This window comes from Bacillus sp. (in: firmicutes), assembly GCF_031983925.1.
In the GTDB taxonomy this organism is placed as follows: domain Bacteria; phylum Bacillota; class Bacilli; order Bacillales; family Bacillaceae_G; genus Bacillus_A; species Bacillus_A pacificus.
This window is the reverse complement of the sequence record NZ_DALYZR010000001.1, coordinates 30,676-48,468: the sequence shown is the minus strand read 5'-3', so window position 1 is coordinate 48,468 and position 17,793 is coordinate 30,676. Positions and strand designations below refer to the sequence as shown.

Here is a 17,793-nt window from a genome sequence, read left to right as displayed (position 1 = left end):
TAAGAAGTACAAATGTTTTGTTCATAAAATCGTCAAAATTCCGATATTTATTACATATTAATTTATATCTTACGTATAATTATTGTCTTCCATATAAAGAGCATGCCCTAAAAATTAGAACATGCTCTCCTCATCCTGTACTTTCAATTTAATACTAACCGTCGTACCGTTCCCTTTTTCACTTTCAATCCGCCACTGTCCGTCATGTATATGAACAATTTGTCTTACAATTGCCAGGCCTAAACCTGTTCCACCATGTTGACGACTTCTCGCTTTATCAACTCGGTAAAAACGCTCGCCAAGGTTTTCCAAATGCTCTGTATCAATACCGATCCCCGTATCTTTTATGTTCAATTCACAATAATCATCTATCTGTCTGAGCGTTACTATAATATCCCCGTTTTGATTTGTATACCGTATCGCATTATCTAACACGTTATGAAGCACTTGTTGCATACGATCCTCATCAATCATTACAATGATTTCTGGATTTAAATTTGTTGAAATACGAATTTTCTTTTCTATAAACTTAATCTCATACGTATCTAACACATCTTCAATTAGTTGTGAAAAAACGATAGGTTGTTTCTTTAACGGAAAATGTTCCCCTTCTAATTGTGCCAAATCTAATAAATCATGAACGAGACGCTGCATACGATCTGCTTCTTTATGAATAAGCTGTGTTACTTTTTCCTGCTGTGGTCCCTTCGCTACACCATCTAAAATAGCCTCGCTATATCCTTTTATATAACTAAGCGGTGTTCTTAGTTCATGCGAAACGTTGGCTAAAAACTCCTTACGCTTTACGTCTTCTGTCTCCAAAGAATTTGCCATTTTATTAAATGCTTTTCCTAATCGCCCAATTTCATCTTCAGAAGAAATTGTAATTCGTTCTGAGAAATCCCCCGTAGCCAAATGATTGGCAACTCGTTCCATTTGCGAAAGTGGTTTCGTAATAGCAATAATAATTTTTCTACCAATCCATATTGTCAGTAAAGTTATAGCAAGTGCTAACGGTGCTAAAATAAGACCCATATCATATATTAAGTCTTTTATACTTTTTAAAGGAATATAAGAATATACAATACCAACTAATTTTTTATTTTCTAAAACAGGGATGACAACCCCCATAATATTACGGTCAAAATGTTCCTCGTATCCTATCTTTGTCACAGTTTTTCCATCTAATAATGCTTGCCTGTCCCCTTCACTTATAAGAGAATGATGGTGCACATCAAATGGTAAACATGCACTTAAATCACGTGGGTTCGATACGAAAAGAACGTCTGAACTAGATATTTGATCAAATGCTCTTACTTTCTCTTCAAAAATTGATATCCCTTCGCGCTTATCATATTGCGCAGAAAGACGCTTCCCTTCCATTACTAATGAATCTTTTAAATTATCAACATATAGCTTTTCATACGAGTATAAAGATACAAAATAAAGAAAGGAAACTGTTACAAATACTGCACATACTACTGTCAGCCAAAGCTTCTGTACCATCGTAAACATACGTTACACCTCAAATTTATAGCCTACACCCCAAACAGTTTGAATGTAGTTCCCACTTTCTCCAAGCTTCAAACGCATTGTTTTCACGTGCGTATCTACGGTTCTTGTACTTCCGGCATAATCATATCCCCATACCTTTTCCAGCAATTGTTCTCGGCTAAAAACTTGTCCCGTATGTTGGCAAAGAAAATAGAGTAAATCAAACTCTTTCACTGTAAGAGAAATTGGCTCACCATCCACCTCAATTTTCCTACTTTTTTCATTAATAAGAATCGGTCCAAACTGAAATTCCTCTTGTTGCTCTTGCTTTGTATAACGCCTTAATACAGCTTCCATACGAGCAATTAATTCACCAGGACTAAATGGCTTTACAATATAATCATCTGCTCCCATACGTAAGCCGTTCACCCTATTCCACTCTTCACCTTTTGCTGTTAAAAATATTATTGGTACATCTGACGTTTTTCTAATTTCTTTACAAACTGAAAGTCCATCCATCTCTGGCATCATAATATCTAGTACAACGAAATCATAATGATTTGTCTCTAATTTTTTTAGAGCTTCTTTTCCATTTTCAGCTTCTCCCCACTCGTATCCGAAATTATCTAAGTACATTCCAACAAGTTGCCTCATATCACTTTCATCATCTACAACTAGCACCCTATATTTACTCATTGTCCTTCCCTTCTCTCTCTATGAGTTGAAACGGTCCTTTTCCGACTTTAATTGTTTGTTTTATTTTCAAATTCTTCATATCCATGACGCACACTTCATCACTATCATAGCTTGCTACGTATCCTTCTGCTCCGCTCTTCAAAAATGCAAATGGGTTCGATCCTACTTCTACAGAAGCCACCTCTTTATACGTGCTAACATCAAACTTTCTAAGCGTATTCGAACCGTGACTTAATGCATATACATACTTATTATCCTTCGTAATATTCACAGGCATAAACGGAGCGTGTAAAGAACGTACCATTTCTCCGCTCTGCAAAGAATACACTAATACTTTCTCATTTACCTGATTTCCATCACCATGTCCGCCAATCCATATTTCTTTCCCATCTGAACTAATTGTTGCTCCCGTTGACGCTGGTGGAATCATAAAGGATTGGATTACTTCTTTTTTCTTTGTATCAATTGTCGTTAGCTTCGTATCATAAAAGTTTAATACAGATAACTGGTTATAGTACTCTACCATCGTTATTGGTCCTTTTCCTGTCGAAACATTCCCTGTTTCTTTTCCATTAATCGTAAAGAACCTTATCTTTTGGGCATTTTGATCGGCAGCAAATAATTGCTTTTTATCTTCTGATACGACTACATTTACAATGCCTTTTCCTGTTTTATATTTTCCCACTTGCCTTCCTTCTGCTAGTGAATATACATACATGTACTCTAACTGCTTACCATATACAAGTATGTCCTCACCATTTGGAAGTAGTGCAATCCCTGCCATTGGTTCGTTAAGTTCCCATGTCGTAATTAACTTTTTAGTATGTTTATCGACAAAACTAATACTACCTTCTTTTATATTCGTTGTTATAATAACACTTTTATCTTTAGCAATCGATGTATAGGAACTTCCTTGACACCCTACTAATAGAAATAAAAAACAGAGAAGAAAAACATACTTTCTCAAAAGATCCCCTCCATCTTCGGATGATTTCGTTATAATTGTAAAATAACAAATAAATGTGTGGAAAGTGTGAAATTTCCCTTTCCTACTTCATTTACATATATAATGTACAACAAATAGAATTTGAGGTGTGCCAATTATGCTTTTTCCTGATTTAGCGAATAAAATTGTACGAGAAGTACGCAGGCTAATTAAAGAAAATATTATTATCATTAATATACAAGGCGTTATTATCGCAAGTACAGATATAGAAAGAATCGGCCAATTTCATGAGGGCGCACTCCGCTGCGCAAAACAAAAGAAAACTGTCATTATTACAAAAGAGGATGAACGACGTTTGCAAGGCGTAAAGGCAGGTATGAATCTCCCTTTACTATTCCATGACGAAGTAATTGGTGTCATTGGAATTACAGGCGAACCTGAAAATATTTCACAATACGGAGAAATATTACGTAAAATGACCGAACTACTCATCCATGAAAACTACTTTTTAGAACAACTAGAACTTGAACACCGTTCTTATGAGGCATTTGTCTTTGATTGGCTTCAAAATACAGACTGGTCTCCAAGCTTTCTCGATCGTGCCAAAACACTTGGTATTGATTTATATAAGAAAAAACAACTTATTTTGTTCTCTATCGATCGAAATGACACGATGCTTCAGCGTAAGGTTTGGCAACATGTACGCAATCTATTAACAAAGGAGCATTTATTTATTCGCTGGGGAAATGATCGATTCATTTTATTTACAGCCACAAACTCCAAAGAGCAAACATATCAATTTTTAAAACGATTAAAACAAGACTGTGAAACTTTGTTTTCTGTTCCTTTATATATCGGGATTGGACAATCCGTTACGCCAAGCAATATGAACTTATCATACGAACAAGCATTACAAGCTCTTTCCGTATCACTTGAAACGAAAAACATTGTATTTAATGAAGATTTACGTTTAGAAATGTGCTTACAAGATATTTCTGCTGAAACGCGGGAACAGTTTCTAAAGCGCACCATCGAAAACTTACTATCATCGCCTGAACTTATGCACACTTTACGTTTATTTATTGATTATAACCAATCCTATAAACAAACAGCGGAGCAATTACATATCCACATTAACACATTGCATTACAGACTAAAAAAAATTGAGGAGTATACAGGACTTGATCCGAAACAATTCAAAGACTTAAACATTTTATACTTCTCGCTCCTCTTATTAGATAATCATACAAAAAAGAATGATAAAACAGATTAATCTTTAGATGATTATACATAGAAAGAATCCCCCAACTTTTTTATCATTATAACGAAAGCACTGTGACAACGTTTTTTATGATGACTAATTACGTTAACAGTTTGAGGGGGATTTCCAATGTTAGAAAAACAAATTATTGATTCATTCGTATCCATTGTTGGCGAAGATAATGTGGATACATCCAATATGGGGCGTTTAACGTATAGTTATGATGCCACTCCAAACTTCCAAGCAATGCCTGATGCAGTCATTGCTCCTCGTAATACAAATGAAGTAGCTGAAGTGTTAAAAGTATGTAACACTCATCATATTCCTGTATATGTTCGTGGTTCTGGAACAAACCTTTGTGCAGGGACATGTCCACTTGAAGGCGGTATCGTCCTTATCTTCCGCCATATGAATAACATTTTAGAAATTGATGAAGAAAATTTAACAATTACTGTACAAGCTGGTGTCATTACCCTTGATATTATTAAAGCGGTGGAAGAAAAAGGTTTATTTTATCCACCAGATCCAAGCTCAATGAAAATTTCTACAATTGGCGGTAACATTAATGAAAACTCAGGTGGATTACGTGGATTAAAATATGGCGTAACACGTGATTATGTGATGGGTCTTGAACTTGTCTTACCAAATGGTGATATGATTCGTACTGGTGGTAAATTGGCAAAAGATGTAGCTGGTTACGATTTAACTCGTTTATTTATCGGTTCTGAAGGAACACTTGGCGTCGTGACTGAAGCGATATTAAAACTTGTTCCTATGCCTGAAACGAAGAAAACGATGCTAGCACTATATGAAGATATTAATGAAGCTGCACGTGCTGTTTCTTCTATTATTGCAAATAAAATCATTCCAGCGACACTTGAGTTTTTAGATCAGCCGACCATTGAAGTAGTAGAAGAGTTTGCACAAATCGGTTTACCAACTGATGTAAAAGCAATTTTATTAATTGAACAAGACGGCCCGCCTGAAGTTGTGAATCGAGATATTGAAAAAATGGCTAACGTTTGTCGTTCTATGAATGCAGTTGATGTTCGCGTTGCAAAAGATGAAGCGGAAGCCGATGCGCTTCGTACAGCTCGCCGTAGTGCACTGTCAGCACTGGCAAGATTAAAGCCTACTACAATATTAGAAGATGCAACGGTACCACGATCACAGATTGCTCCGATGGTTGAAGCCATTAATGCCATTGCTAAAAAATATAATATTCCTATTTGTACGTTTGGACATGCTGGCGATGGTAACCTACACCCCACTTGTATGACAGATGCTCGCAACGAAGAAGAAATGTACCGAGCTGAACAAGCTTTCGCTGAAATATTTGCAAAAGCAATCGAACTTGGTGGCACGATTACTGGTGAACATGGTGTTGGTGCAATGAAAGCTCCGTATTTAGAAATGAAATTAGGTAAAGAAGGTATTGCTGCTATGCAAGGAATTAAACACGCCTTCGATCCAAATAACATTATGAATCCAGGAAAGATGTTCGCGAAGGACACTCGCAAAAGAGTGGTGGTTGAGCGATGACAACATTAAATAAAGAAAACATTCAAAAAGAATTTAAAGAACGATTAAGTGAAGATGAACTACTAAACTGTATGCGATGCGGTTTCTGCTTACCAACTTGCCCTACCTACATTCAATCTGGATATAAAGAATCACATTCACCACGAGGACGTATCGCATTAATGAAAGCGGTCGTTGATGGTTTAATTGAGCCAGATGAAGATGTTGAAAACACATTAAATGTTTGCCTCGGTTGCCGTGCTTGTGAGCCTGTTTGTCCATCCGGTGTAAATTATGGACATTTATTAGAAGAAGCTCGAGATATTATTAATCAAAATAAAAAATTCTCAGTGCCAGTGAAAGCTGTTCGAAAAGTCGTTTTTGAAGGATTATTCCCGCATCAAAATCGAATGAGAACATTAACCGGACTAATTGGTTTTTATCAGCGTTCTGGTTTACAAACGCTAACACATAAAACAGGGATTATGAAGTTATTCCCTGAAACACTTGCAACAATGGATCTCGTTTTGCCTAAGGTTCCTAAAATGAAAGCAATGAAAGATCGTCCTGAATTTTTACATGCTGAAAGTACGAAGAAGAAACAAGTTGCATTCTTCACAGGTTGTTTAATGGATACAATGTTTTTAGAAACAAATAACGCAACGATGAAACTGCTTCAGTTAGCTGGTTGTGATATCGTTATTCCGAAAACACAAAGTTGCTGCGGGGCATTACATGGGCATGCTGGTGAGAAAAATGGAGCAAAAGAATTAGCAAAACGCAATATAAAAGCATTCGAAGATTTAAACATCGACTATATTATTACGAATGCTGGTGGTTGCGGAGCTTACCTCGTAGACTACGATTACCTGTTAAAAGATGATCCACAGTGGGCTGAACGTGCAAAGCAGTTCGTTTCTAAAATTAAAGATATTACTGCTATTCTAGTAGAACTAGATTTCCATAAACGTAATGACTTACGAGTCACGCCGCAAGTTATTACGTATCAAGACTCTTGTCACTTACGCAATGTTATGCGAACATCTTCAGAACCTCGTATGTTACTAGAAGCAATTCAAGGCGCAACATACCGTGAAATGAAAGATGCGGATCGCTGCTGTGGTTCTGCTGGTATTTATAACATTGTTCATTCAGAACTATCCATGGAATTTCTAGATTACAAAATGGACCGTGTGCATGAAACAGAAGCAGCAACCATTGTTACTGCAAATCCAGGTTGTTTATTACAAATGAAATTAGGCATTGAACGAGAAGGTCTTTCTCATAAAATGAGAGGAATTCACATTGTTGATTTATTATTAGAAGCAATTGAAACCAACTCGTAATAACTCGTAACATACGTAATAATAGGAAAACGGCTATCTCCTTCGTCTATGTAAAGAGATAGCCGCTTTTTTGTCCGCTACAACATTAAAAATATGTTACTTTATTATAAAAAAGAACAACAGAAACATTACAGTTTTGTAAAAATCAATCCAGTATATTCCTCAAAAAAACGCTCAAACCATTGATACAATAGGATTCTTCATTTTCAATATAGGTACATTTATCCAAAAACTCCCTCTTATAACCACGTATAAAAATGTTGAAAATTCCTTTTATACTCTATGTTTCTCTTATTTTTCCCCCTTTCCCTTCTTAGGATAAATTAGGTAAATTTTAAGTCTATGAATTTTTTTCCATCTTTTTTCTCACAAAATCTATGCTACGATGAATTTGTCAGTCAGACAGGCTGTCAAAAACAAATCGTGTGAAAACAAATTAAAACTTTATATAGGGGGACACACATCATGAAAAAGCGTGTTTTATTATCTGTAGCTGCTGCAACGGCTCTTACTTTAGGAGTATCTTCTCTAGATGCACAAGCTGCAACAGTACAACCATCTAACATAAAGGTTCAAAATATTCAGCATTCAAAAGTGATGATGAAGCAAATGAGCCAACAAGAATTACAAGCATTCTTACAATCTATGGGCGTTGAGTCATTGGCACAATGGCAACAAGGAAACTTCCAACCAAATTGCATTATTCCTGGTCAACAACCTACTGAAAATGTTGTAACTGAGCAACCAACAGTTAAGCCAGAAACTCAAAAGCCTGCTGAGCAAAAACCTGCCGAGCAAAAGCCTGCTGAAGAAGTTCAAAAACCAGAAGCTCAAAAGCCTGCTGAAAACAATAATACGCAGAAACCGGCTGAACAAAAACCGGCTGAGCAAAAGCCTGCTGAAGAAGCAAAATCTTTAAGCGAGTTCGAACAACGTGTTGTTGAATTAACAAACGCTGAGCGTGCAAAACAAGGTTTACCAGCTTTAAAAATCGACACTGAATTAAGCAAAGTCGCACGCATTAAATCTGAAGATATGCAAAAAAATAACTACTTTGATCATAACAGCCCTACATACGGGTCTCCGTTTGACATGATGAAGAAATTTGGTATTTCTTATACATCTGCAGGTGAAAACATCGCCCAAGGCCAACGTACACCTGAAGAAGTAGTACAAGCTTGGATGAACAGTGCTGGACACCGTGCAAACATCTTAAATAATGGCTTCACTCACATCGGTGTTGGCTATGTAGAAAGCGGTAACTACTGGACACAACAATTTATTACGAAGTAAATAGATTAAAAGAGTCTTCTCATAATGAGAAGACTCTTTTTTACGTTTCATAACTTTCTATTATGTATGAGTATAAAGCGTAGAACATAAACAAAATAGAACCACCACTTATTACGCTAAGTAACACATAAAACCCCCATTTCAAGTTCAAAAACAATGAAAACAATATACTACATGCCATCACTTGAAAAATCCGTCTACTCACTAAACGGATCTTTTTTAATTTGATTGAGTCTTTTTCCGTACTCTGAACTTTTTTAAACGCCTTACTAAGCATAAAAAGAAACATACTAATCCCTATTGTTAGTCCTGTTTGAAAGGATATCATGCTTCCAAAATTAATAAAGAGAATTAGCATATGGATAAACAACATAAATAAAGTAATCGTCTTTAGAAATCCACTTATCATGACATGCTCGTCTTCATTAAACTTATATATATTATGTGAAATAATATACATCAATCCATGTAAGAAAATAATAAGACAAGGAATAAGTGCTATAACAACTTGTTTACTCATAAACTCGTTTGGCCGACCATTTACATCCCAATGTACCGCCAAATGCTCTGGTAAATATGGATAGAGACATAGAGTCACTAAAAGACAAGCAAAAAATATTCCTAGTATATATTTATATTTGATCAAGTGATTCTCACCTCTCTTTTCTCTTAACGGCTTCGCTTCTTTTAGAGAAATTCCTGCAAAAATCTACTTTTCTCAAATTTAAACTTACACTTTACGCATTCACTCTTTGAAATTCTTTCATTGTGTCATTTAATTTTGTAGGAAATGGTACATCAACTTCAATCTCTTCTTTCGTAATTGGGTGTAAAAAGTTTATCTTCATCGCATGTAACGCTTGCCTAGACATATATTTCGTTCCTCCACCATATAAAATATCCCCAACTAACGGATTACCATTATAGCTCATATGAACACGAATTTGATGGGTTCTACCAGTTTCTAATTGTAACGTTACGAGCGTAACATTTTGTTTTTTAAAATACTTCTCTACTTTATAATATGTGATTGCTTGATCCCCCTTTGGAGAAACACGTCGTCTCGTCGCATGATGGCGATCTCTTCCGATAGCCGCGTCAATTGTTCCTTGCTTCTTTTTCACTTTCCCTTCTACAAGAGCCGCATATGTTCTTTTAATTTTTCGTTCCATTAATAAACGATCCATAATTGCACCAGCAATTCTATGTTTAGCAAACACGACACCACCTGTCGTATCTTTATCTAACCGATGAATATGACGAACCTTCGTCTCTAAACCTTGCATTTGAAAATGAAAGGCAACAAGATTTGCAAGTGTTCCCATCCCGCCTTTTTCAGCAGGGTGCGTATCCATCTTCTCAGGCTTATTGACAATGAGTACATGATCGTCTTCATATACTACATCTAATTCACCATATTCAGGCTCTACACCGTATTCTTCCTCCATAAACATATGAACTTGTAACTTTTCGTCCTCTTTTAAAAGCTCATTCCATCTTCTCTGTTCTCCGTTAACAGTAACACCTTTTTCCATACGAAGCTGATGTAACAACTTTTTCGGTATTTCCCATTCTATTTTTAATAACGACTCAATGCTTATACCATTCCATTTCGCTGGCACAGTAATTTCGCACCACTCGCCCTTCTTCTTCGTTTCCATACTGTATCACCTTATTTCTATTGATTCTCTCATTGTAACGGAAAATACACTTTGATGCACCGTCAAAAATAGAGGACAGTCTTATAATAGACTGCCCCTCACGCTCTACGCCTTCTCATTTCCTGCAACACTTCTTCCGCTTTTTGTTCATACGATAAATCTTTAAAGAAATCCGCCAATCTCTTATAATCGTTATACGTATCTAATAAGTCATCCATCTTTTCTGTTTTCATCACTTGTTGTTTTTGCTTCATTTTTACCGGATAACGATATCCCGATACTTCTTGTATTTTGTAATACTCATCCTCTACTTGAATAACCTTTACAAGTTCCTCTTCTTCCGCATCCATCGTATACCCATCAAAATCTCTAAGCAATTCATAAATGATATGAGTCCACTCATCTTTTGGATAAAACCCTTTTTCTAACCGATAACCGACAATGCGATACATATGCCCATCATTTTCTGCAAACTGTACTGTATCATTTAGCTTAAACTTAAAATAACGAAACATTGCCTTCACCTACTTATATGTAATGTTCTTATCACATACTATTTGCAAAATGTAGGTCTTGCTATTCATAAAAAATACTCATCTTATAGATGAGTATTTTTTATAATGATTTTTCTCTTTTCTTTCGAAATGGTAACCACCAGTTCCAGTCTCCAAACAATTTCATTAAACTGGGTACGAGCATAAGACGGATAATTGTTGCATCAAGAAATATCGCTAATGCAACGCCAAGACCCATTTGCCGTACTGGTAAAATATCAGTAAAGGCGAAAGCACCAGTTACAACAATCATAATTAATGCAGCTGATGTAATAATTCTACTTGTTGAAACAAGTCCTTCTAACGTCGCTTGATCGTTATCCCCTGTTTCTTCATACAGTTCATGGATACGCGAAATAAGAAATACTTCATAATCCATGCTAAGCCCAAAGACGAGGCCGAAAATGAAGATTGGTAAAACAAATAGAACTGGACTTGCTTCTAAACCAAAATGACCACCTTCGAATAGCCAAACAACAATTCCAATTGTTGCGCTTAAACTAAGTATATTCATAATAATCGCCTTAATTGGAATGAGTATAGATCGAAATGCAAATAATAATATAACAAACGTCGATCCAAATATAACAGACATACCAATTGCAACTTTATCTTTAATTTCATCTTCTAACTCTTGTTGGAACGTCGTCATTCCGCCTAGATAATATGTAACGTTCGTTTCTTTATAATTTTGTTTAAAATCACGAACCCACTGTTTCCCAATTTCTGTACGTGGTTTTGTATCTAAAAAGACTTCGATTGTTGTCTTATTTCCTTTCGTATACGCTTCAAATACCGGAGCTATTTTAACAGCTTCTGGCGACTGTAACATCCCAGCAACTTGATCTGATTTCATTCCATTTAAACTGTCGTATAAACTTCTTACTTCATATACTTTCTTATCATCTTTTAACTTTTGAACGACTTCTTCTACCTTTTGTAAACTTTCCTTTTCTTTCATATCTTTTTTCGTCTCTACGACTAACGTAACATCGGCATGTGTTTTTGCAGTTTCATTAAATGCCTCTTCGTACTTCTCATATGCAATTCTTGTATCACTTTGTTTAGGTAAAGCTTCCACATCAGGGAACTGCAAATTAGCTGTACGTAATGGTAATAAGCAAATCACAATAAATGTTGTAACAACAATAATCATCGCAATTGGATGTTTCATTACAAATTGTGCAAATGTACGCCACGCCTTTGCCGGTGTATGTGCTACTTGATTCTTTTTTAATATTCGTTTACCGATTAACGATAATAGCGCTGGAAGAAGTGTGAGCGAGAATAAAATACTCATAATCACAACAATCATTCCACTAATTGCGACAGACTGAATATAATCGATTTTAAAGAAAAACAAACCGGATAAGCCAACGAATACACATAATCCTGAAAATACGATTGCCCGCCCTGCTGTTTGATATGTAATTGCTATTGCTTCTTTTACCGTTCGCTTTGCAACTTCCTCTCGAAAGCGATTTACAAATAATAGCGCAAAATCAATAGATAATGCAAGTCCAATCATCGGTGCAACATTTAACACAAAGATAGATAGTTCCTTATCGCTACCTATAAAATATAGTATGCCCATCGTACTAATAACACTAAGTGCCCCATTTACGATTGGTAAAATAGATGCCAAAAGGCTACCGAATGAAAATAGTAATACGAGAAATGCAATTGGTAACCCAATCATCTCTGCTACTTTTAAATCATTTTGCGTTCTTTCATTAATCTCTGTGTTAATTTTCGGAAACCCTGTAGGTGTTACTTTTAATGCTGCATTACTTTTCTTTTCGATTTTATCAGCAAATTGTAATGTCTTTTCCATTCGTTCTTTATTTGTTTTCCCGGAAAATAAAATTGTCGCATAGCCGATATCATCTTGTAACATTTCTTTATTTTGCACTGGATGATGGAAAGATTCATATGTCTCTTTCTCTTGTACGTTTTTTACAATCCCCTCTACTTGCTTTTGAAATTCCTCATGTGAAACGCCCTTATTTTTTTCAAAAACGAGTAGAAGTGTATCTTGAGACCTCTTAAAATCTTCATCTAAAATTTCTTTCGTTTTCTGGTAGTCCCCTTCCGTTTGGAAGCCATCACCACCTAATACGCCTGGTAGCTTTGGTGCAAATATACCGAGTGCTATCGCAACCAATAGTAATGCTACTATTACTGTATAACGGAACTGATACAAAAAAGCTCCTAATTTTCCCCACTTATCTACTTTATGTACATTTGTTTTCACACATTTCCACCTACTTTACATCATTCAATTGTCACTTATACTGTATCACATCTTCATACAAACAAAAAACGTCTAGAAAAACTATAATAATAGTTTTTCTAGACGTTTTTCTATCTTTCTTTATTAAGACCAAACCTCTCAGTAAGTAAACGATGGTAATAAATCGCCATAATTAATAAAATACCACCTACGCAGTAGCCTGCTAAAATATCAGTTGGATAATGTACATTTAAAATGACTCTACTTAATCCAATCGATACAATGATTATTCCCATCAAAATGGTTATCATATATTTCCCTGTTACATTCTTCAAATTTGCCGCAATGATATAAGCAAGAAATCCGAATGTCATAATAGATAACATCGCATGTCCACTAGGGAAGCTATATCCAAGTGCATCCAACGCTTCATTTAGCGACGGACGATCCCTTTTCATAATTTCTTTTATCCCTTTATTCACAAGATGGGTTATTAAGATGCCCACTGGATATACGATCATCGCAGCATAGTAACGTTTTCTCCAAAAAACAAGTAAACTTATAACGAGCGTAGTTACGATCCCAATAGCAGACCCTAATTTTGTATAGTGTGAGAAAAATGTAAGCGAACTTTCAGTTTGTAATCCCTTTACTAACCCTCTGACATATGTATCCATCACTGTAACACCACCAGCATGTACTCTCCAAGCAACAATGCCAAATACAGCAAATAATAAACCGATACACATTACCTCATATTGATGCAACTTCTTCTTCAAACGATTTCCTCCTACTATGAAAAAATGCGATTTCTACTTTAGAAACCGCATTTTCTCACTTATTTACCTTTTGTTTTTAACTCTGTCCAGTAACGATCGTAGTCTTTTAGCTTATCGTCTACATCAACAAGCCATTCAGTACGATCTAATTCTTCTTTCGTTAAGAAGATCATGTGGTTTTCACGATATTCTTTACTATGAAGAGGGTGAGCTTTTTCATTTGGATTACTGTATCCAATTGACTCGTAGTTTTTCACACTTACTTTTTCATCTAATAAGTAGTTCATAAACTTCTCTGCAAGCTCTTTGTTTTTCGCACCTTTTGGAATTGCTAACGTATCAGCCCAAATTGTGCCGCCTTCTTTTGGCACAACGTACTCTACATCTTTATTATCTTTTGCGATAAATGCTGCATCCCCAGACCAAACTGTTCCGATCCAAGCATCTTCTGTAATGAATTTTTGTTTAATATTATCTGTATCAAATGCTAATAAGTTTGGAAGTAGCTTCTGTAAATCAGTTGCTGCTGTCTTTAACTGTGCATCGTCTTTCGTGCTGTTTGAAAATCCATGCTTCTTAAGACCCATTCCTAACACTTCACGAGAATCATTTAATAAAGTTACATGCCCTTTATATTTCTCATTCCATAAGTCAGCCCAGCTTGTAGGTGCTTCCTTCACATACTTTTTATTGTATGCAATACCTGTTACGCCCCAAGTATATACTAAAGAATATTTATTCTCTGGATCAAATGCAGGTGTTTTGAAATTAGAAATCATGTTTTCGATATTTGGGATATTCTTTTTATCTAACGGCGCTAATAAATCCATTTTCGCCATTGTTTTAACCATGTAATCAGACGGCTGAATTAAATCATACTTCGCGCCACCTGCTTGTAATTTCGCAAGCATTTCTTCATTACTTGCATACTTATCATAGTTAATTTTCACGTTATATTTCTTTTCAAAATCTCTTAACACTTGCTCATCAAAATTGTCAGCCCAGCTATAAATGTTTAACTCTTCTTTTTTTTCACCACAACCAGCAAGTACACCAGCAACAAGGCTAAAGCTAATTGCTGCACCTGCTAATCTTTTCATTAATTTCATCGATTTTATTACCTCCTCGTACTTTCTATATCGTTCGTATTATAAAGGAAGGTGTCCTCCAGAGTTTTCTTCACCATCTGCACCTTTGTTACGGAAGATTTCAGATAGAACCATTAATCCTACGATAGCCACAATTAAAATTGTAGAAAGTGCATTAATTTCTGGTGATACTCCGCGCTTAACCATACTGTAAATGTATAATGGCAATGTTGTTGATCCTGGTCCTGATACGAAGAAACTAATTACAAAATCATCAATTGATAATGTGAATGTTAATAATGCGGCAGAAATAACTCCTGGTGCAATTGCTGGAAACGTTACATAACGAAACGTTTGCCACGGCGTTGCTCCTAAATCATTCGCAGCCTCTTCTAAATCACGTCCCATACCAGAAAGGCGTGCTGCTAAAATAACGACAACAAATGAAATACTAAATGTAATGTGTGCAATAATAATTGTTGTTTTACCAAGCTCCATACCTAATTGACTAAATAAAATAAGTAAAGATAATCCCATTAAAATATCAGGGATTAAAATTGGTAAATATACAAGACCGTTAATCGCACCTTCATAACGATATTTATAACGATGTAATGCAATTGCGAAAATCACGCCAAGAACTGTCGTTACAATCGTCGTTACAATCGCAATCGTCATACTATTTACAAATGCATCAATAACATCTTGTTTTTGAAATAAATCTGTATACCAATGGAATGTGAATCCTTCCCATTCCGCATTAATGCGAGAATCATTGAAGGAATACACCATTAAAACCATCATTGGAAAATACAAGAACAATAAAATTAACCAAGAATAAGAAACTAAAAACTTCTTCATCTTTGCCTATTCCCCTCCGTTCCCATCATATTTATATACTTTCGTTGCACGATAATATAAGTAAATTAACAGAACAGAGAATAGAACAACAATCATAGATAACGCAGATCCAAACGGCCAATCACGCGCTCCTAAGAATTGATTTTGAATTACGTTTCCGATTAATGCTACTTTCGATCCACCCATAACGTCTGATACAACAAACATTCCGATAGAAGAAACAAACACTAAAATAGAACCGGTAGCAATCCCTGACATCGTCATTGGTACTGTAACATTCCAAAATGCCTTTACTGGTGTTGCCCCTAAATCATAAGCTGCTTCTAGCTTACGCTTATCAAGCTGCTCAATCGCTGCATACACTGGTAAAATCATAAATGGTAATAAAGAATATACCATTCCGAGTATGACAGAAGGTGTATTATATAGTAAATTTAAAGGTTCACTAATAATACCTAGCTTCAATAGCAATGTGTTTACAAGACCTTGTGAACGTAAAATAACAATCCATGCGTAAGAACGAACAAGGAAGTTAATCCAAAACGGGATCGTTGCCAATAATAAAAGAATCGAACGATATTTGCGATCAACAATTGTAATTGTATATGCAAATGGATAACCGATCAGTAAACATATTACTGTGGTAATAACCGCAATTTTCACTGTTTCCCATAACGTCCCCATATATAATGGGTCAAATACACGTGCTATGTTCTCTAATGTAAATTGCATTTCCACTGTCCCATATGCTCCGCGCTGCATGAAGGCAAATGCCAATACAAACAGAAGGGGAATTAGGAAGAAGATTAACAGCCATGCGACTGTAGGTAGTGCGAGTAATTTCCCTTTTTTCAATTTAAGGTCACCTCGTCCTCTTGCTCCCAGCCTACGTATACATTATCTCCAATGCTCCACTGTGCTGCTTCTTCAGCAGTTTGATATGCCATTAGTAATTCTGATGTTTTCTCATCACGTACATAAAGCTTTTCCATATTTCCAACAAACTCAATGTCTTCAATATGGCCAAGGTGGTATTCTTTTAAAATTGGCTCTTCAACCGAACGCACTTTTACATTTTCAGGGCGAATTGCTACATAGCCTTCCCCGTTTTTCACAATATTATTTTCACCGATAAATGTCGCAACGAACAACGTTTTCGGCTTATTATAAATTTCTTTCGGCGTTCCGATTTGTTCAATATGGCCTTTATTCATAACAACGATACGATCACTCATGCTCATCGCTTCTTCTTGATCGTGCGTTACGTATATGAACGTAATTCCTAAATTACGTTGTAAGTTTTTTAATTCACGTTGCAAGTCTTTTCTTAACTTAAAGTCTAACGCCCCAAGTGGCTCGTCTAGTAATAATACACGCGGGTTATTTACAATCGCTCTCGCAATTGCTACACGCTGCTGCTGTCCACCAGAAAGCTTTGCAGGTTTACGATTACGGAACTCAAGTAACTGCGTTAAACGCATTGCCTCTTCAGCACGCTCTTTCTGCTCTGCTGCCGGTACTTTCTGCATTTTCATACCGAAACAAATATTTTTCTCCACATTCATATGTGGGAATAGCGCATAATGTTGGAACACTAGGTTCATATGACGCTTATATGGTGGCAAATCGTTAATCTTTTCATCATCTAATAAAAGATTCCCTTTAGTTGGCGTTTCAAATCCTGCGATCATACGAAGTAACGTCGTTTTCCCGCAACCACTCGGCCCTAAAATAGTTAAAAATTCCCCTTCTTTAATATCTAAAGAAAGCGGTGGGATAATCACTTGATTTCCAAAATGTTTTTCTACTGCTTCAACTTTAATAATCTTTTTCATTTTCCCGTCCTATCTACCTCAAATTTAAATTTTTATATTCATGAATAAATATTTATGTTCTATAGACTATTTTTTGTTTCGATCCAAACAAAAATGGTTATTTAGCAAGCGTTCACTTCTATTCTTTATGTAGTATGTTTGATTCATTTTCGCATGATACATAATGTCGAACAGAAAAACCCCTTCCATTCCGAAGGGGCTATTATCATACGGCTACGCCTACTG

16 protein-coding genes are annotated in these 17,793 nt (G+C 35.8%); 4 read left to right on the top strand and 12 right to left on the bottom strand.

The features are described from left to right. Nucleotides 1-114 precede the first annotated feature (114 nt). Genes RTP99_RS00235 through RTP99_RS00225 form a run of 3 tightly spaced genes read right to left on the bottom strand, consistent with a single transcriptional unit; the run spans nt 115 to nt 3,157 of the window. On the bottom strand, nt 115-1,515 hold the full coding sequence (locus RTP99_RS00235) for a sensor histidine kinase (RefSeq protein WP_000494833.1): 1,401 nt from the start codon (nt 1,513-1,515) through the stop codon (nt 115-117). 3 nt (nt 1,516-1,518) lie between these two features. After that, nucleotides 1,519-2,190, bottom strand: a complete 672-nt coding sequence (locus tag RTP99_RS00230; RefSeq protein ID WP_000049881.1) for a response regulator transcription factor — start codon at nt 2,188-2,190, stop codon at nt 1,519-1,521. Continuing rightward, nucleotides 2,183-3,157, bottom strand: coding sequence for a YncE family protein (locus RTP99_RS00225; RefSeq protein ID WP_001234170.1), 975 nt, complete (start codon nt 3,155-3,157; stop codon nt 2,183-2,185). Before RTP99_RS00225 ends, RTP99_RS00230 begins: the two co-directional genes overlap by 8 nt. 136 nt (nt 3,158-3,293) lie before the next feature. Between RTP99_RS00225 and RTP99_RS00220 the strand changes: the two genes are divergently transcribed. The 4 genes from RTP99_RS00220 (at nt 3,294) to RTP99_RS00205 (ending at nt 8,557) form a co-directional block, all read left to right on the top strand. Beyond that, on the top strand, nt 3,294-4,409 hold the full coding sequence (locus tag RTP99_RS00220) for a CdaR family transcriptional regulator (RefSeq protein ID WP_000898631.1): 1,116 nt from the start codon (nt 3,294-3,296) through the stop codon (nt 4,407-4,409). Between the two features lie 117 nt (nt 4,410-4,526). Then, nucleotides 4,527-5,939: a glycolate oxidase subunit GlcD gene (glcD, locus tag RTP99_RS00215; protein WP_000890738.1), complete on the top strand. Its 1,413-nt coding sequence runs from the start codon at nt 4,527-4,529 to the stop codon at nt 5,937-5,939. Beyond that, nucleotides 5,936-7,264, top strand: a complete 1,329-nt coding sequence (locus RTP99_RS00210) for a (Fe-S)-binding protein (RefSeq protein WP_000209644.1) — start codon at nt 5,936-5,938, stop codon at nt 7,262-7,264. The genes glcD and RTP99_RS00210 overlap by 4 nt, the downstream gene beginning before the upstream one ends. 465 nt (nt 7,265-7,729) lie before the next feature. Continuing rightward, nucleotides 7,730-8,557: a CAP domain-containing protein gene (locus tag RTP99_RS00205; RefSeq protein ID WP_000747584.1), complete on the top strand. Its 828-nt coding sequence runs from the start codon at nt 7,730-7,732 to the stop codon at nt 8,555-8,557. A 40-nt stretch (nt 8,558-8,597) separates the two neighbouring features. Here the strand turns inward: RTP99_RS00205 and RTP99_RS00200 are convergent, their stop codons facing one another. The 9 genes from RTP99_RS00200 to potA all read right to left on the bottom strand — a co-directional run bounded on the left by RTP99_RS00200 (nt 8,598) and on the right by potA (nt 17,568). Further along, a complete protein-coding gene (locus RTP99_RS00200; protein ID WP_000598990.1) occupies nt 8,598-9,203 on the bottom strand; it encodes a DUF1648 domain-containing protein in 606 nt (201 codons plus the stop codon). Between the two features lie 91 nt (nt 9,204-9,294). Beyond that, complete coding sequence (locus RTP99_RS00195; protein ID WP_000448336.1) at nt 9,295-10,218, bottom strand: RluA family pseudouridine synthase; 924 nt, start codon at nt 10,216-10,218, stop codon at nt 9,295-9,297. A gap of 98 nt (nt 10,219-10,316) precedes the next feature. Further along, nucleotides 10,317-10,733 carry a hypothetical protein gene (locus RTP99_RS00190; protein WP_000490293.1) on the bottom strand — a complete coding sequence of 139 codons (417 nt, stop codon included), beginning with the start codon at nt 10,731-10,733 and terminating at the stop codon, nt 10,317-10,319. A gap of 100 nt (nt 10,734-10,833) precedes the next feature. Further along, nucleotides 10,834-13,026 (bottom strand): MMPL family transporter, encoded by a 2,193-nt coding sequence (locus RTP99_RS00185; RefSeq protein ID WP_000856427.1) that lies wholly within the window; start codon nt 13,024-13,026, stop codon nt 10,834-10,836. A gap of 110 nt (nt 13,027-13,136) precedes the next feature. After that, the gene (locus RTP99_RS00180) at nt 13,137-13,784 is read right to left on the bottom strand and encodes a phosphatase PAP2 family protein (RefSeq protein ID WP_000727788.1); all 648 of its coding nucleotides are present in this window, start codon (nt 13,782-13,784) and stop codon (nt 13,137-13,139) included. Between the two features lie 59 nt (nt 13,785-13,843). Then, on the bottom strand, nt 13,844-14,893 hold the full coding sequence (gene potD / locus RTP99_RS00175) for a spermidine/putrescine ABC transporter substrate-binding protein PotD (protein WP_000772497.1): 1,050 nt from the start codon (nt 14,891-14,893) through the stop codon (nt 13,844-13,846). 39 nt (nt 14,894-14,932) lie between these two features. After that, the gene (gene potC, locus RTP99_RS00170) at nt 14,933-15,733 is read right to left on the bottom strand and encodes a spermidine/putrescine ABC transporter permease PotC (RefSeq protein ID WP_000714199.1); all 801 of its coding nucleotides are present in this window, start codon (nt 15,731-15,733) and stop codon (nt 14,933-14,935) included. Nucleotides 15,734-15,739: 6 nt separating this feature from the next. Next, complete coding sequence (potB, locus tag RTP99_RS00165; RefSeq protein WP_000715494.1) at nt 15,740-16,588, bottom strand: spermidine/putrescine ABC transporter permease PotB; 849 nt, start codon at nt 16,586-16,588, stop codon at nt 15,740-15,742. Then, a complete protein-coding gene (gene potA / locus RTP99_RS00160) occupies nt 16,585-17,568 on the bottom strand; it encodes a spermidine/putrescine ABC transporter ATP-binding protein PotA (RefSeq protein ID WP_000720319.1) in 984 nt (327 codons plus the stop codon). The genes potB and potA overlap by 4 nt, the downstream gene beginning before the upstream one ends. Nucleotides 17,569-17,793: the final 225 nt, after the last annotated feature.